Source organism: Butyricicoccus sp. Marseille-Q5471 (genome assembly GCF_951230135.1).
GTDB lineage: Bacteria > Bacillota > Clostridia > Oscillospirales > Butyricicoccaceae > Agathobaculum.
In genome coordinates this window covers 1-15,623 of record NZ_CATNVC010000010.1, presented here as the reverse complement: position 1 = coordinate 15,623, position 15,623 = coordinate 1, and the positions used below count along the sequence as shown (strand labels likewise).

The window sequence follows — 15,623 nt, the reverse complement described above, 5'->3', positions numbered from 1 at the left end:
TCTCACTTATTTTTCTTATTTTTTAACGTCTCAGCTACATATCAGATATTGCTTCCATATGAAAACCCACTTACTTTTTGCGGCCTTTTGCCTCCAGCGGCAATAAAGCCCTCGGAACTAGGCTATGCAATACTACAAAAAATATCATCCTCTGTCGAAATTTTTTTAGCGGCACGCCACCACTTGTGCAGCTTTTTAATTATTGCTCCGGTAACGCGTCTGCCGTGCCGGATGCGATAAACAATCCCGTTTCACCGCCGACCTCTGTCTCCAATGTTTTCAGTGCGGCTGCAGCCTCGTCCTCCGTAGCGTACTGTCCGACCACGACGATATACTCCCCGCTCTTTGTTTTCAGCTGCGTTGCATGGTGCGGATAAAACTGTTTTGCCGTCAACCCCAATTCCTCACCATACGGCATCGCCGCTGTCCGCAGATAGTATACCGTCTGCTCCGACCCGTCAGCTTCGTCCGGGTAAAAGCGCACCGCGAGTGAAGATGGATTTTCGTATTCGGTAATCTCGTAATTATAACCCGTGTTGAGCACAATCACAAACTCATATGCAGAATCATCCCCAAGGATGCCTAAGTAAGCATCCTGCACAGCGTCCGTCTCCAATGGGCTATTCAGAATGGCCGCCGCGTCCATGGTACGCACGCCATGCAAGGTCAGAACCAGCCGATTGGGTGCGCGCTCCTGTATCGCGGTGTAAACCGGCACGGCATCCAGCTCCCCCGCATTGCTCTCAAACCGAAAATCTACGATCTCTCCTTGCTTGTTTGCGGTGATGTGCGCGCCGTCTGTACGCGCTCCGCCGGTTCCGATATGCAGCACCCGAACAATCGTACCAATCACCGGCAGATCGGAAGCATATGCGTAAATCGGCGCTATATTGGCACCGGCAAAACAGAGACAAAAAACCGCAGCAGCAGCGGCAATCCACTTTCTTGCCGTCGCTCGCTGTTTCTCACGCTCTGCGCGTTTCATGCCATTCCAAATTACCCGATCCAGTTCTTCCGGGATTGGGATCTGCTCATACTTTTCCTTTCCCTGATTCGTGATTTTCCGCTAACCCCTTTCTCCAGAAGGATACGCATCTTTTTTAATGCGCGATACAGCCGTGACTTCACGGCGGGCACAGGCTCCTTCAAAATATCTGCAATTTCCGGAAAGAAATACCCTTCAAAATATCGCAGCACCACGCCGGATCGATCCCGCTCATTGAGGGCGTCAAGCGCGGCATAAATATCCAGTGTGTCCTCCGGTGTCAACGCTTTTTCCGGCACTGCTGCCGTTTCCAGCACGTCGTCTTCACAAGCCGTGCAGCGAGAATTTTTCCGCAGGAAGTCAATCGCCGCATGAATCACAATGCGGGTCATCCATGTCGTAAAATATTCCGGCTGCCGCAGGGTATGCAAATCCTTGAATCCTTTATAAACCGCATCTCCCACAATATCCAACGCGTCATGTTCATTTTTCACATAGCAATATGCCATCCGATAATACTTCTGCTTGTCTGCCTGCACCAGCTCAGCAAATCGGTATTTGTCTATGCAGGTTTTTTTCACCGTTTCTCACCATCCTTACGCGGCACTACGCCGTTTTAGCGATTTCTCGCATGCGCACCCTTGACAGGTTCTCACGCCGAAAGAAAAAGCAGCGTGATATACTTTCGCACATCATGCTGCTTTACATTCTGACCGAACGGGTATTTTCCGGCTCGTTTCTCGTTAATCCAGCAGAGCCAGAATGTTTTCCTTGGGCATTGCCCCAACGGTCTGGTTGGCGATTTTGCCGTCCTTGATTACAACTAAAGTCGGAATACTCATAACGCCAAACTGCTGTGCCAGCTCCATTTGCTCATCAATATTAATCTTGCCGACCTTGATATCCTCGCGTTCCTCAGCGATTGCGTCCACAATCGGTGAAACCATGCGGCACGGACCGCACCAGCTCGCCCAAAAATCCAGCAGCACAGGCTTGTCCGCCTGCATCACTTCATTTTGAAAATTATCCTTGGTAATGGTATGAACTGCCATATCTGTCATCTCCTTTTTGTCTAGTTTGCCTGAAGTTCATAAAAAAATCCGTATTGCTGCAAAATTCCCGCAAATCCTTTGTATCGCTTCATCGGGAATCCTTTCGGGTAATGTTCATCCAGCATTTGACGAATGTGCGTGTCAATCGGAAATGCGTCTACATGGTGCAGCGCAAATAGGCAAATGCACTCAGCAACCTTCACCCCTACGCCAGTGAAGCGCAGCAGCTCCTCCTTGGCTCGCTCATACGGCATAAGCCGAATCGCTTCCAAATCGACCTCTCCCGTCGCCACCTGCTGTGCGGAGCGAATCAGGTATTTGGCGCGGTAGCCCAAGCGGCAATCGGCCAAATTCTCAACCTCACAACGTGCAAGTGCTTCCGGGGTCGGAAAAGAATAATACACTTCTTTGCTCTTATTATAGCAGGTTTCTCCCAAAAGCAAAGACAATTTTTCGACACATTTCTTAATTCTTGTGATGTTGTTCTGCTGTGAAATAATGAAGCATACAATCGTCTCCCACAAATCCTGCCGCAGGATGCGGATACCGCCGCCGATTTCTACCGCGGCCTGCAAGTACTTATCCCGCTTGGACACTGCACGCTTGATGGCGCCATAATCGGTATCCAAATCAAAATAATGCCGCCATAGCTGCTGAAATTCGTCTTCTTCACAGCCAAAGGTGATTATGTCCCCCTGCTGCGCCAACGTTAAGTAGCGCCCATGTGCAATCAGGGAAAAGCTGTCCTCCCCTGTCCGCTCCATGCGGAAGCATTGACCCGACCGTGCAATCTGGTCGAGATCAAAATCAGGAATGCGCCGCTCAATCATTGCTGCATGGCCTCATGCTCGGCGCGCAGCTCCTCATACAGCTGATGCAGCAGCCAGCCGAGATTGCTCTCGGTCACAACCGCCTTATACGGAACGGTTACGCCCGTCTTTTTCATCTCAAGCAGCAGGAGCTCCAGACGTTTATCCGTAAAGCCATCCAGCACCAGCATGGGCTGCTCGAGAGCGGGAGATTCGGCGTTTTCACGTGCATCATATCCCTTTCGGCCCAGAAGACAGCCAACCGTCTGCCCAACCTGATCGGCTGCTACATTCTTAATGCGTGCACCCATGCGCACGAGAATGCTCTTTAGCAAAGCTGTCTGTTCGCCGCCGTTTGGATCAAAATATAACGCTACTTCTTTAGAGGAAGGCATGTTCATTCTCCTTTATCTTTGTTTTTCTTCATTATAACACGTCTGTCAACTGATTTTACAGAGACTGGTGCCACTTCCAAAACCGCTGCGAATGACAGCACTTTGACTTATCTATCCCTTCTCTCTTGGACAACGCAAAAAGCAGCCGATTGCCCGGCTGCTTGGTTTGTCCGTATGACTTACTCGTTTGCACGGGTGACGGAAAGCAAATCATAACATTGAACGCCTCCTCCGTTTTGGCTGCCGTTCGGATGGCGCTGTTGACGGCGACGGACACAAAGCGGGATTCAAACTTTCCCAGCTTCATGTAACCGTCCAACATAGACTCCGCCCCGGCAGCGTCTGTGAAAATATCCACATCAGGAACTGCTCTGTCTAACCCCGTGGAAGTGCCGAAATGGCCGCGGTTTCTGGTTCGAAACGTTTTTTGTTGATTGCAGGCCGCAAAACCCATGCTTGGGGCGATGCTCAGCCGGAAGGCCGGCGGATCGCAGAGCGCCACTGCCAATCGGTGGAAAAGATTGAAAACGCGTTCGTGGAAGCACTGCAGGCGAAGAAACTGAGCCAAATCAGCGTTTCGGACGTCTGCAAAGCTGCCGAAATGAACCGCAGTTCCTTTTTGCCAATTTTGTGGACATTTACGCCCTTTCCGATCAAGCAAGGGCGCATTTGGAAGATGAGTTCAATCAACTGTATGCCTCGGAAGTCGAGCAAAAGTTCAACAGCAACGCCTATCAGATTACATTTTTCAAAAGATGGCTCAATGGCGGATGTCGGGAGACTCCCGAAGAGATGAACGAAATCATCCGCAGTGAATATCACGGCCGATGTCCCTAACTCTCCCCCGGGTCTTTTCCGTAGGCAGGTACTCGATCATACAGCTGTCGTTTTCATTGGGCATCTTCAATGTCAATCCGCTGAATTTTGAAGATAACGGGTCGTGTGCCATCGCTGCAGCAGGCAATCATCATCTTTTCATCGTTCGTCCAGCCCTTCATGATAGAACCGCCCTGCAGCGTCGCATACACATAACGGCTGATGGCGTCCCACGCTTCGGAGCAGAACTTGCCATCCAGCATGTGCCAGAAATCATCCCTTTGTCCGGTTCGTTCCAGCAAAAAGGTATCGCCCGGCTTAAAGCAAGGGCAGGGACCGGATTTCGGATCGGCTAAGTATGTCTCCTGATAGTCAGGAAACACCTTCGTTTCTAAAACTGTAATTTTGCATTGATGCGTCAACATTCATTCTCCTTCGTATAAATAGTCTGAAAATAGGAACCCTGTTTGCTCAACCGGCAGCAATGGAAAGGAATGATTTTTCTGCTGACTCCAAGCTACATTTTTACGCAAGATTTCGAGCCGTTCCATGCGTACTTTTTATCAAAACCGCATGTTAGGCGTACCTTTCAAACGGATGATTTTCTATGGCAGCCAAACGAGCCGTTTGGGAGAATTCATTTTATTCTTTCCGGCATTGCGCAGAACTACGTTGAACATGAAAACGGGCATCGAAAAATTGTATCCTTTCATGCAACCGGAACCGTGTTTCCAGGATACCATGAGATAGATTACAAAATCGAAAGCTCGCTTATCACCGTCGCATTGTCCAACATGGAAGTATTGGAATTCACCAAAGCAGAATTTCGCACCATGTTTTATGAAAATACCGAGTTGCAGGCGCAGGTGATTGACTGGTTTTCAAAATACGTAAATCTGCTGCTCTACGAAACCGCCCATCAGGAATATAACAGTTCCTTTCTAAAACTGTGTAATTTGCTATACCTTCTTTTGGTCAGTGAAGCCGGAAAACAAACCTGTGTCGGCTGCATTACGCAGGATGCCATCGCCGACATTCTCGGCACGAGCCGAGTCAACCTGACACGCGGACTGGCCCGGCTTCGCAGCGAAAATATCATCCATACCGAGCGACGGAAAATCACGGTTATCAACCCCACAGCATTGATGGAATACTGCTCACTGGAAACGCTTTAACTACGCAATAACTTCCTATTCTTCCTCTGTATTGTACGGGCGCTTCTGCGTTCTGTCTGCTAAAAATGATACACAACGCATTCTTTATAAGTCTCCAATTTTTTGCCTGCACGAAAAAAGCGAGGATACGCTTCCGTATCCTCGCTTTTTGAAAACCGTATCTGTGCTGTTAGACGATCGCTCTGCCCATCTCATATGCCTGCTGCATGGCGGGACTGCTCTTAATCTCGCCCACCTGCCATGCGCCGGTGCCATAAACAATACCCTTTTCATGCGCATTGGGCAGACAATCTTCCGTGAGGCCGCGGAAGCCGCTGATTGTGCGCTCCATTGCCGCCTGTTCCGTGTCTGCTGCGGCTACGATAAAATAAAAATCCTTATCTGCAATCTCCAGATAGCGTGGCACCGTACGGTCAATCATGGTCTTCATCTGTCCGTCCATGGTGTAGAAATAGACCGGAGTCGCCAGTACAATTGCATCTGCATGTACCATTTTATCGAGAATTTTCGCCATATCATCTTTCTGCACACACTGATGCGTGGTATTGCAAACGCCACAGCCTGTGCAGTAGTTGATTTGATGATCACGCAGGAAAGTCTTTTCTGCGTGATGTCCGCTCTCCTGCGTACCTCGGACGAATTCATCACACAGGGTGTCCGAGTTACCGCCCTTACGAGGACTTGCAGAAATCACCAAAACATTCTTACTCATTAAAATACCTTCTTTCAATCTTGGGAGGCAGCATTTTCTCCGTTCTTCTCAAAACAAACACGCTTAACCTGCCTATTCCTTGTATCTTTTATCGCCGCAGCCTTTTTCCACTTCCTTATTTTACTTCTTGGAGTGCACTTCAAGTCAAGAGCCTTTTTGAATTTTTTCTAACCCGTGCATGTAAAAAGCTCGGCAGGGCGTTTTCGCCTTCCTGCCGAGCCTTTATCTTTTACAGCGTGTACTCCTTGGGCGGATTGCCGGAAAAGTCGGCAATCACCGCTCTTGCGTCCGCCAGGTAGAACACCTCAAAAATAGGGTTTTCTGCGCTCTGATACTGTCCCTTGACAATGGGGTTGTTCATGCATTCGGCCTTGACCGCCATATTGTTTTCAAAAACCGCCTTGCCGTTCAAACGAATCCAGGCATAGGAGGGACTGGACACAGAGACCTCAATGTAGGGATTCTTCTGCAAATCCTGATAAACATCCTTGGTGTTGTTGGTGCAGAACCACAATTTCTCATCCTGCTCAAAGCAAAACATAAAGGGACGGCATTTTGCCTTTTCATCACGCCCTACGGTTGCTAGATACTGCACGGGGTTTTCCTGCAAAAATTTTACGACTTCGTTCATTGAAAATACCTCCAAAGATTTCGGCTTGTGCGGCTTGCGTTTGTTTACCGCTGATATTATAATAATTCCATACAGCGTAATCGTAAAGTAAGCACAATATTGCGCCATAGTTACCTTTTAGATACTATTGCGCCATACCAACGGTTTCGGAGGATAAAATGACGGAAGAAAAAAAGATATTGCCCGCGTGCCCCGTGGAAACAACGCTGGCACTAATTGGAGACAAGTGGAAAATCCTTATTTTGCGGGATTTGATGCCGGGAACAAAGCGATTTGGTGAACTTCGAAAGTCGATTGGCAGCGTCACCCAAAAGGTATTAACCGCTCAGCTGCGCACCATGGAGCAATGCGGCCTTCTCACTCGAAAAGTCTACGCAGAAGTGCCGCCGCGCGTGGAATACACCCTGACGGAAACCGGATACAGCCTGAAGCCCATCTTGGATTCCATGGAGGATTGGGGAGAGCAGTATCAGTTGCAGAATAAGTAAGTGAACTTGTGTCTCATTTTACATTGACATTTTTTGATTTCAGGCATATACTGTGATATATCGAAATAATTTGATGTGAGGTGAGCAAGTATGGATTTGACTCCCACGCAAAACGCCAAGGTATTTAAGGCATTTTGTGATGAAAAACGCCTGGCCGTTTTAGAACTACTGCGCAGCGGTGAAAAATGTGCTTGTGTTTTAATTGAGCAAATGGAAATCGGTCAGTCCTCCTTGTCATACCACATGAAAATCCTGTGCGAGTCCGGCATCGTTGAGAGTCGGCAGGAAGGCAAATGGACACACTATAAAATCAGCGAGCAGGGCAGCGACCAAGCTTTGCTGTTGCTGAAAGCAATCACCACCCCATATGCGGCGGCAACAGCGGCGGATATCGGGTGCTGCCAGGAATAAAAGCCATCCGGTGAGAGATGGCTTTTATTCAGGATTTCATATCAACTTTTTTGATATGATTCTCTTTTTTAGAAAGCGAGGTATTTACCGGATGGAATCTGTTCAAGCTGTATGGCTGTTTTTTCAGAATCAGGTGCTGGGCATGCAATGGCTTAACACCGCAATTGGCAGCCTGCTCTCGATGCTCGGGCTAAACGTAGCTGATCGGGTTGGCGGCAGCCTGCAATTCTTTATTTACGATGTGCTTAAAATCACCGTATTGCTCTGTGTTCTTATATTTATCATCTCATATATTCAGAGTTATTTCCCGCCGGAGCGCAGCAAGAAAATTTTAGGGCATTTTCATGGTGTGTGGGCAAATATTATTGCGGCGCTGCTGGGTACCGTAACGCCGTTTTGTTCCTGCTCGTCTATTCCGCTGTTTATCGGATTTAGCAGCGCCGGTCTGCCGTTGGGCGTGACCTTCTCGTTCTTAATCTCCTCCCCCATGGTGGATCTTGGTTCCTTGGTGCTGCTGATGAGCATCTTTGGCGCAAAGGTTGCGATTGTCTACGTAGTCGTCGGGCTGATGATTGCCGTGATTGGCGGTACGTTGATTGAAAAGCTTCATATGGAAACGCAAGTAGAAGAATTCATTCGGTCTGCAAGTAACATTGATATTGCCTCTCCCGATTTAACCAGAAAGGATCGGCTGCTTTTTGCAAAGGATCAGGTGACATCCACTTTCAAAAAAGTTTTCCCCTACATTCTGATTGGCGTCGGCATCGGGGCAATCATCCACAATTGGATTCCGGAAGGTTGGGTTGCATCCGTTCTCGGCAGCCGTAATCCCTTTGGTGTTGTACTGGCCACTTTACTGGGTGTGCCAATGTATGCCGATATCTTTGGTACAATCCCCGTGGCCGAGGCTCTGCTTTTCAAAGGCGCGCAGCTTGGTACGGTTCTTGCCTTCATGATGGCGGTGACAACGCTGAGCCTGCCGTCCATGATTATGCTGCGCAAGGCCGTTAAGCCGAAGCTGTTAGGCACCTTTATTGCAATTTGCACCGTTGGCATTATCATCGTAGGTTATCTGTTCAATATCTTTCAGTATCTTCTTGTGTAAGGATTGGGCGTATACACCACCGTCGGGCATCATTTACCATCACATTCTCAACCGCAAAATATGATTTGGAGGAATCGATTATGGGATTATTCGGTTTTGGAAAGAAAAAAGATACCGCAGATAAGACTTCACAATGCAAGTGCGGCGGCATATGCAAGCCTACTGAGGCTGCATTAAAGCCAACCGATGAAGAAAAACATACAAGCTGCTGCTGCGGTAACCGCTGTAATGACAAAACGCCGGTCAAGGCAGAACCTGCACCGATCAATGGTTCGGCAATTAAGGTGCTTGGTTCGAACTGTGCAAAGTGCAACGCGTTGGAAGCAGCTGTGAAGGAAGCCTTGAAGGAGCTTGGTCTGGATACCGCAATCGAGCACGTGACTGACTTTACTCAGATTGCCGCTTACGGCGTGATGAGCACCCCGGCTTTGGGGGTCGATGACAAGGTCGTTTCTTTTGGTAAGGTTCTGAAAAAAGATGAAATCATAAAACTTTTACCCACAGTACAGCAGTAAGCGTTCCCCTCTGCACACACACCTTTAAGCACCGCTTTTCTACCAAAACGAAAGGATAATTTTCTGCATGAATAGACCCAAAGTCGCCTTTATTTGCGTACACAACTCCTGCCGCAGCCAGATTGCCGAAGCCTTGGGCGAGCATCTGGCTTCAGACGTGTTCGTCAGCTATTCTGCCGGCACAGAAACCAAGCCACAGATAAACGCCGATGCCGTGCGCCTTATGAAGCAGCTTTATGACATTGATATGGAGCGAACCCAGTGCAGTAAGCTGCTTGACGATATTCCGCCTGTCGACATCGTGGTAACGATGGGGTGCAACGTCCAATGTCCCTCCCTGCCCTGTAAGCACCGCGAGGATTGGGGCATTGACGATCCCACCGGGCAAGGTGATGCGGCATTTGAACACGTGATAGGAGTGATATACACCAAAATTCAAGAGTTGCGAAACCGATTGCTAATGCATGCGTTGTAACCTCCACTCTCAAACCAGGCGTTTTATGCCTGTATGCCCATTATCTTCTTTAAAAAATAAGATTTTATTTTTAAGCGCAAAAATGCGGTTCACGACTGATCGTGAACCGCATTTTAAGTGAAAAGCATAACTTCTCGTATTTATTTTTCTTTATTCTTCGCAATTAGCCAGTACTGAGGCGTATCTTAGCGACCGAATGAGGACTTTATGCTTAGCCGAAGTAGCGGTTCAGCAAGCCTTCAAATGCCTTGCCGTGGCGAGCTTCGTCCTTTGCCATCTCATGAACGGTGTCATGAATCGCATCAAGATTCAGCTTCTTAGCCAGCGAAGCCAGCTCCTTCTTGCCCGCGGTTGCGCCGCACTCAGCGTCAACACGCAGCTCCAGGTTCTTCTTGGTAGAGTCAGTTACCACTTCGCCCAACAGCTCAGCGAACTTTGCAGCGTGCTCAGCCTCTTCGTAAGCGGCCTTCTCGTAGTACATGCCGACTTCCGGATAACCCTCACGATGTGCAACACGAGCCATTGCCAGGTACATGCCAACCTCGGTGCATTCGCCTTCAAAGTTCATGCGCAGACCCTTGAGGATCTCTTCGTCGCAGCCCTGAGCAACGCCGACCTTGTGCTCATCAGCCCAGACGCGCTCGCCGGACTGCTCGGTGAACTTGGAAGCCGGAGCGTGGCAGATCGGGCACTCAGCCGGAGCGGAGTCGCCTTCGTGTACATAACCGCAGATGGAACAAACAAACTTCTTCATGATTTTTTCCTCCTAAAATAAATGTTTATAAAAAATTAGTTGGTTAGCTTTTGTGGAAGGAATCGATCCATCCGAATCGCGAACAACTCATTCCGTAAGGATTTGTTGATTTCGCTAAAGACAAGATGAAAATCGCATTCATTTCGATTGCCTACGCGTGTGCACTGAAATTCATTGGACAGACAGTGATTAATCGCAATCGGTCCGTCAATGCACTCAATGATTTCACCGAGGCTGATTTCCGCAGGGTCACGGTTCAGTTCATACCCACCCGCAACGCCTTTATAGGATTTGGTAATGCCGGACTGCGTCAGCTTTCTCAAAATTTTAAGGGCGAAACGCAATGTAACTCCCGTCATTTCTGAAATGTCTTTTGCGCACTGCTTACCGCCTGCAAGTCCGAGGCAGTAGGTTACGCGAATTGCGTAATCTGCTTCGTGCGTGATTCTCAATTCGATCCTTCCTTTCTATTGGGAACATCTTTAGTATAGTATCAAACCCTCATAATGTCAAGAGCTTTTTAATAAAATATTTCAATTAATAATTATTATCAATTAAAGTGCCTTACTACACATTTCTTCATTAAATTTCCTTACATCTAAAGTATACCACGGCTTGTCCTTTTTGTCGATTTCATTTTCAGAAACTTTTGCACGAAAATCGCACAAATGTAACCACCCCTGCTTCTACGCATGATAAATGAAAGAAAGCTCCTTCTGATCCGTTTCAAAAGGAGCTTTCAGCCTATTTGCAGAGTAGTTTACGGATAATCCCTCTGCATCTACGACTTTTCAGGTTGTCCTACCGGATTCCAACGTGCCCTGATAGCCCGCGAGACCGCCGATATTGGTTGCCGTATACCCTGCTTGCTGCAAATAGCTGCAAGCGCGTCCACTGCGCATTCCGCTTTGACAATATACAAAAAGCGGAATCTGCTTATCAAATGCAATACTCTGTATGCGGTTCACCGGAAGATTTACGCTGCCGGGCAAATGCCCCTGTTCGAATTCCTCCACAGTTCGCACATCCAGCAGCACAGCATGCGGCGTGCTCTGCGCCAGCTCTATTCCCCGGGAAAGTGTCATGCGCTTTGTTGACATATCAAACAATCCCATACTACCCCACCTGCTGTTGTGCACGATTTTGAATCGTCATCATATATGCTCCTATTCAGTGGTTACCGCCACAGCCGTGTTTATTCTCACCACAGTGATGTTCTGCATGCCCATCCTCATGATGATGGCTGCAAAGCGTATTCGGATTATACTGTAACGTTCCCGCGAGAAGAGCAGCAACGCTTTCGTCTGCATCGCCGACCACACCGGGATACAGTCGGATGCCTGCTTGCTCCAGTGCCACACGTGCACCGCCGCCAATTCCGCCACAGATCAGTGTGTCCACGCCGTTTGTCTGCAGGAATCCGGCCAGCGCACCATGTCCGCTGCCGACAGCGCTTACGACGGCTGCCGCAACTACCTTCTTATCCGAAACGTCATAAATCTTAAAATATTCACAATGGCCAAAGTGCTGAAAGACCTGACCATCCTCATATGCGACTGCAAGCTTCATATCTTACCTCCAATTTCTTTCTGTTTCCATTATAGTTTTATTTTCAACAGAAGTCATCAATTCTAAAAAATAATCCTGTGATGTGCAGGATTCTATGATGTACTGTTTCCGCAAGTTCATGTCTGCGTAAAGTCTTTCCTAAAATGCCGCCAAATATGCAAAACGTCTTGCTGTACCGGCATTTCAGCATGGAATACGCAAAGCCCATTTCACCCTTCAATTCCACGTACTATTTGTAGTATACTCTCATTCTTTCCAAAAAACAAGCAAGGGACAGTGATAGACGACACCCTTTGCGAAAAGGCATATAAAAAGCGAATGGTCTTATAGCATCTCAAATGCTATAAGACCACTCGCCTTGTGTCGTTAGTACAAAATAGATGCAGGCCAAAAGCATTGTTAATAATCTATTTTTTGTACCAATCTTCCGGTATCAAGTTATTTTCATTCCACCAATCTTCAATAACAGAGTTACGGAAACTTTCATTTTTGAGGTTAGCATGATCTACTATTATGACTTGAAGCTTTTGTTTTAGTTCCGATACCCTATCGGATATAAAGTTATATAAGGTGCCAACCATATTCCAATCTGTATTTTTTTCATCTAACTCAGATGGAAAATATACTTGTGAAGGTTGATCCAAAAATATAAAATTAGGCACTGGCCTTTTAAGCGTAATAAAATATTTATGTAACGCAAAGTAAGTTATTAGATGTATCCCAACCCAATTTGATCCACTGCCGAGCTGTTTTAAAGGAACAGGGCGATCAGCTTTATCGACAATAACTGTAACTTTGTTCATATCTAGACGATATGGGTTATCCGAATGTTCTAAGTTCAGCTCCTTAGCCCATTCAGTCATATCTACAGATATTCGTGATAATACAGATTGCTTACGATCTTCTAGTGAGTCTTTATCTAACGTTTCATTAATTTCACATATTCTATCCTCAATCTTTTTTATGACTTTTTCTTTACCTGTAGAGTCATCATGTTGCTCTACGCTTTCCAGCCATAGACTAATTCTACCAACTACTTTTGCACGCCTAGAATTTAAATCTTTTAATGCAATGGCATCCTGATTCTGAGTATAAATGCCATCAATTTCAGACTTTACTTGGATAATGTCTTGCCGTGTTTTTTCCCTCTCTGATTCAAGGGAGTCAATATATTTTCGTAATTTCGGTTTTTCCCGGGTAACATTTTGTATATTGTCATCTAGGTTTTTTATAGCGGTTCTTATCATGTCGATATTTGGTAAAGGTGTTTCTAGTTCATTGGCACATAAGGGGCAATGATCCGGTCTAAAATCAAGTTGCTCGAATAAACCAATTGAGCTTAGCCTAATTTTTTGATGCTCGACTTCATTTGCATAGCCGCTTGTTTCTCCCGCAAATGTTTTTGCATTACTAATATCCTGATTCAGTTGTTCTAATTCATCCTCGGCTTTTTTTAGTTCTGACTGTAAAAAGCTTAAACGATCCATACCAACCGTTTCAGCATTTACAGGAGTCCATTCATTCACGTTTTTTAAAACTTTATAGACAGAATCGTAACTATCATAATCCACTTCAATATTATCGTATACGAGACCTACATACTTTGCTTCAGATATTAACGAAATGGCTCTTTGCAAGCCTCCTCCTTGAAGCATTCTATTTTCTTCTAGCCTACGTCTTTCAATTGCTAATCTTCTTTTTAGAATACTTCTTTCATTTTCTAAGGCTAACGCTTCCTCATTCACTATACCTAAAAAATATGGCAAAGTGTCTTTTATGGCTTGCGTAATAAAATCCTCTGACTGCTTATGAAATAAAAAAGTTTTTGCTGCTACCTCATCTTGATTTTGAAAGCAGTAGTATAATGCATGTCGAATATTAGCTGCTAAAGGATCACGGCTTTGTCCGTCCGGCGGTATATTTAGATTTTCAGAAATGCCTAATCTCTTAGTTAAGGCCTCCTCCAATCCAGCAACATTAGTATTGGAAACAAAATCACATTTTTCAGGAACTTCAATCTTTTCTCCGACCTCAATATAACAAAATCCCGTCGACTGTTGACCAGGAGGCGGATTTTGGCGAGCTACAAACACTCTTTCGCTATCAAACTGCAATAGCAATCCATACCACGACACATTTTCTCTAATTACGCCATCTGCAATATCACAAGAACTCCCGCCTAGGCAATAGTCAATTATGTCGCCTACAGCCGATTTTCCGGATTTCGATTTTCCGGATATTATGTTCACTTTTCCTAATTGAAATGGCAAATGCCTTACTTGTCCATTTAATCCGTATATGACTAATTCTCGTATCTGCATCATGGTCTTACCCCCAAACCAACATATACTGTTTCAACTTTTCCTGCTGCAGCAAACCATTTTGCAACGTGTTCGCTTTTATTAAGGCAATCTCTGATTTCGTCATTAACATATTTTGTCTTACTGAGTGGTCGGCTCGTTTGAGATATTTCAAGCTCTGCAGCGTTCGTTAACAGTACGACACCACTTTGGAGCAAAAACTCCATAGCCTCATTGGTTATTTGAACCATATCTTTTGTTCTCTCTGCAAAACCTATCAATAATTCAGGATATCGTTGTTGCCATATGATCAATTGTGTACGACTTGATATGCACTCTCTAGTTTTTTTATGAAGTATCAATGGAAGAATCAGATAAATAAGAGGAAATGGAAAAGCTCTTTTTGTTATCTCATTATATGTTTTAATGCAACTGTATAATAACCTACCACAAAACGCCGGATTAAGTAAATAAGCGACTTCCTTTGCCCTAAGCCCCCAATTCCTCAAATAAATCACCTCAGTTCTTTAATAATTGCGCCAAACGCTCATAAAAATCAATATGCCATCCTACTCTAAGCTGATTCGCTAAGATATGATAACTGCCTCTCATTACAAATGCATCACTGCAGCGATCTCTAATACGTATATCCTTTTCTTCAATTTCCTTATAGAGTTTTTTTGCATTTAATACTTTAGTATTTTCTGTAATTTGATCTCCATAATCTGACAATTCGTCTTGCATTGCATAAAATGAATGTTCCCATTCATCAATAAGTTTTTTTCATATTTGTCCAGCTCATTTGTATATAACAATTCTTCCCTGACCCAGTTTGCTCGCTGTTTGAAGGCACGATAATAATCTCTAATTGCCATTCTCAGTCTATTGCTTCCTAAGCAAATCAGCTTTAATTGTTCATAAAATATTTGATCATTTGGAGACAACTCATCTAATTCGAAGTTTTCGGATTCGTCCACATCAATAGGCAAATTGTCGGGTGCATATTCCAATCCTATAGAAACTATGTGTGAACGCACTTGACTCTGAGATATGAATATTGGTGTTTCTGAGCATAAAGCTTCTATTGCTTTTTTGTACCACCAACCTTCCAAACGTTCACATATTTTATCAATATATTGAGGAAGGCTACTATATCTAATGGCTTTTTTTATATCAGATTCAACATCGACAATATTGCTGCTCTTGTCAATTACATAAATACAATCTAACAATTGCTGAATTTGCGATTCTGGCATACTGGTAAATGCTTTATAATAACTTTGGTGACCTTTGTTCTGAGATTCTTGTAAATGGTAAGATAAAGTACACACTTTTCAGCCAATAGAACTGCACAGTTTTTCGACACATAAAGTGCACAGTTTTTCGCCAAGACTGCACAACCTCCGAGGAGTTGGTAAAATGAAGCCAGCC

At 45.5% G+C, this 15,623-nt stretch carries 22 protein-coding genes and 1 pseudogene; 7 read left to right on the top strand and 16 right to left on the bottom strand.

Annotated elements, in window-relative coordinates:
• Nucleotides 1-199: 199 nt before the first annotated feature.
• The 6 genes from QOX26_RS10745 to QOX26_RS10720 form a co-directional block, all read right to left on the bottom strand.
• On the bottom strand, nucleotides 200-985 hold the full coding sequence (locus QOX26_RS10745) for an SPOR domain-containing protein (protein WP_283674977.1): 786 nt from the start codon (nucleotides 983-985) through the stop codon (nucleotides 200-202).
• 11 nt (nucleotides 986-996) lie between these two features.
• A complete protein-coding gene (locus QOX26_RS10740) occupies nucleotides 997-1,524 on the bottom strand; it encodes a sigma-70 family RNA polymerase sigma factor (protein WP_283675050.1) in 528 nt (175 codons plus the stop codon).
• A gap of 204 nt (nucleotides 1,525-1,728) precedes the next feature.
• Nucleotides 1,729-2,037 carry a thioredoxin gene (gene trxA / locus QOX26_RS10735; protein ID WP_442870227.1) on the bottom strand — a complete coding sequence of 103 codons (309 nt, stop codon included), beginning with the start codon at nucleotides 2,035-2,037 and terminating at the stop codon, nucleotides 1,729-1,731.
• A gap of 20 nt (nucleotides 2,038-2,057) precedes the next feature.
• Nucleotides 2,058-2,867, bottom strand: a complete 810-nt coding sequence (locus QOX26_RS10730) for a DNA-3-methyladenine glycosylase family protein (protein WP_283674975.1) — start codon at nucleotides 2,865-2,867, stop codon at nucleotides 2,058-2,060.
• Complete coding sequence (locus QOX26_RS10725) at nucleotides 2,864-3,241, bottom strand: DUF3783 domain-containing protein (protein ID WP_283674974.1); 378 nt, start codon at nucleotides 3,239-3,241, stop codon at nucleotides 2,864-2,866. Before QOX26_RS10725 ends, QOX26_RS10730 begins: the two co-directional genes overlap by 4 nt.
• A 55-nt stretch (nucleotides 3,242-3,296) precedes the next feature.
• Entirely contained in the window at nucleotides 3,297-3,548 is a 252-nt protein-coding gene (locus QOX26_RS10720) for a hypothetical protein (RefSeq protein ID WP_283674973.1), read from the bottom strand.
• A gap of 90 nt (nucleotides 3,549-3,638) precedes the next feature.
• On the opposite strand from QOX26_RS10720, the gene QOX26_RS10715 reads away from it, so the two are divergent.
• Complete coding sequence (locus tag QOX26_RS10715; RefSeq protein WP_331488479.1) at nucleotides 3,639-4,037, top strand: hypothetical protein; 399 nt, start codon at nucleotides 3,639-3,641, stop codon at nucleotides 4,035-4,037.
• A gap of 94 nt (nucleotides 4,038-4,131) precedes the next feature.
• Here the strand turns inward: QOX26_RS10715 and QOX26_RS10710 are convergent, their stop codons facing one another.
• A complete protein-coding gene (locus tag QOX26_RS10710) occupies nucleotides 4,132-4,482 on the bottom strand; it encodes a TIGR04076 family protein (protein ID WP_283674972.1) in 351 nt (116 codons plus the stop codon).
• Between the two features lie 69 nt (nucleotides 4,483-4,551).
• On the opposite strand from QOX26_RS10710, the gene QOX26_RS10705 reads away from it, so the two are divergent.
• On the top strand, nucleotides 4,552-5,232 hold the full coding sequence (locus QOX26_RS10705) for a Crp/Fnr family transcriptional regulator (protein ID WP_283674971.1): 681 nt from the start codon (nucleotides 4,552-4,554) through the stop codon (nucleotides 5,230-5,232).
• 169 nt (nucleotides 5,233-5,401) lie between these two features.
• Here the strand turns inward: QOX26_RS10705 and QOX26_RS10700 are convergent, their stop codons facing one another.
• The gene (locus QOX26_RS10700; RefSeq protein WP_283674970.1) at nucleotides 5,402-5,944 is read right to left on the bottom strand and encodes a flavodoxin family protein; all 543 of its coding nucleotides are present in this window, start codon (nucleotides 5,942-5,944) and stop codon (nucleotides 5,402-5,404) included.
• A 229-nt stretch (nucleotides 5,945-6,173) separates the two neighbouring features.
• Entirely contained in the window at nucleotides 6,174-6,575 is a 402-nt protein-coding gene (locus tag QOX26_RS10695) for a pyridoxamine 5'-phosphate oxidase family protein (RefSeq protein WP_283674969.1), read from the bottom strand.
• 158 nt (nucleotides 6,576-6,733) lie between these two features.
• Between QOX26_RS10695 and QOX26_RS10690 the strand changes: the two genes are divergently transcribed.
• The 5 genes from QOX26_RS10690 to QOX26_RS10670 all read left to right on the top strand — a co-directional run bounded on the left by QOX26_RS10690 (nucleotide 6,734) and on the right by QOX26_RS10670 (nucleotide 9,569).
• Nucleotides 6,734-7,063, top strand: coding sequence for a winged helix-turn-helix transcriptional regulator (locus tag QOX26_RS10690; protein WP_283674968.1), 330 nt, complete (start codon nucleotides 6,734-6,736; stop codon nucleotides 7,061-7,063).
• A gap of 90 nt (nucleotides 7,064-7,153) precedes the next feature.
• Nucleotides 7,154-7,474: an ArsR/SmtB family transcription factor gene (locus QOX26_RS10685; protein WP_283674967.1), complete on the top strand. Its 321-nt coding sequence runs from the start codon at nucleotides 7,154-7,156 to the stop codon at nucleotides 7,472-7,474.
• Between the two features lie 91 nt (nucleotides 7,475-7,565).
• Nucleotides 7,566-8,579, top strand: coding sequence for a permease (locus QOX26_RS10680; protein ID WP_283675049.1), 1,014 nt, complete (start codon nucleotides 7,566-7,568; stop codon nucleotides 8,577-8,579).
• 149 nt (nucleotides 8,580-8,728) lie between these two features.
• Nucleotides 8,729-9,094 (top strand): thioredoxin family protein, encoded by a 366-nt coding sequence (locus QOX26_RS10675; protein WP_442870230.1) that lies wholly within the window; start codon nucleotides 8,729-8,731, stop codon nucleotides 9,092-9,094.
• Nucleotides 9,095-9,161: 67 nt separating this feature from the next.
• Nucleotides 9,162-9,569, top strand: a complete 408-nt coding sequence (locus QOX26_RS10670; protein ID WP_283674965.1) for an arsenate reductase ArsC — start codon at nucleotides 9,162-9,164, stop codon at nucleotides 9,567-9,569.
• 211 nt (nucleotides 9,570-9,780) lie between these two features.
• Here QOX26_RS10670 and QOX26_RS10665 read toward each other — a convergent pair whose 3' ends face one another.
• The 7 genes and pseudogenes from QOX26_RS10665 to QOX26_RS14340 form a co-directional block, all read right to left on the bottom strand.
• Nucleotides 9,781-10,323, bottom strand: a complete 543-nt coding sequence (locus QOX26_RS10665; protein ID WP_283674964.1) for an NADH peroxidase — start codon at nucleotides 10,321-10,323, stop codon at nucleotides 9,781-9,783.
• A 35-nt stretch (nucleotides 10,324-10,358) separates the two neighbouring features.
• Nucleotides 10,359-10,775: an RrF2 family transcriptional regulator gene (locus QOX26_RS10660; protein ID WP_283674963.1), complete on the bottom strand. Its 417-nt coding sequence runs from the start codon at nucleotides 10,773-10,775 to the stop codon at nucleotides 10,359-10,361.
• Nucleotides 10,776-11,114: 339 nt separating this feature from the next.
• A complete protein-coding gene (locus QOX26_RS10655; protein WP_283674962.1) occupies nucleotides 11,115-11,438 on the bottom strand; it encodes a rhodanese-like domain-containing protein in 324 nt (107 codons plus the stop codon).
• Nucleotides 11,439-11,493: 55 nt separating this feature from the next.
• On the bottom strand, nucleotides 11,494-11,892 hold the full coding sequence (locus tag QOX26_RS10650) for a NifB/NifX family molybdenum-iron cluster-binding protein (protein ID WP_283674961.1): 399 nt from the start codon (nucleotides 11,890-11,892) through the stop codon (nucleotides 11,494-11,496).
• 407 nt (nucleotides 11,893-12,299) lie between these two features.
• The gene (locus tag QOX26_RS10645) at nucleotides 12,300-14,216 is read right to left on the bottom strand and encodes a DUF3732 domain-containing protein (RefSeq protein WP_050696809.1); all 1,917 of its coding nucleotides are present in this window, start codon (nucleotides 14,214-14,216) and stop codon (nucleotides 12,300-12,302) included.
• Complete coding sequence (locus QOX26_RS10640; protein WP_154666380.1) at nucleotides 14,213-14,710, bottom strand: three component ABC system middle component; 498 nt, start codon at nucleotides 14,708-14,710, stop codon at nucleotides 14,213-14,215. The genes QOX26_RS10645 and QOX26_RS10640 overlap by 4 nt, the downstream gene beginning before the upstream one ends.
• Before the next feature lies 1 nt (nucleotide 14,711).
• Nucleotides 14,712-15,067: pseudogene (locus QOX26_RS14340) on the bottom strand (ABC-three component system protein).
• Nucleotides 15,068-15,623: the final 556 nt, after the last annotated feature.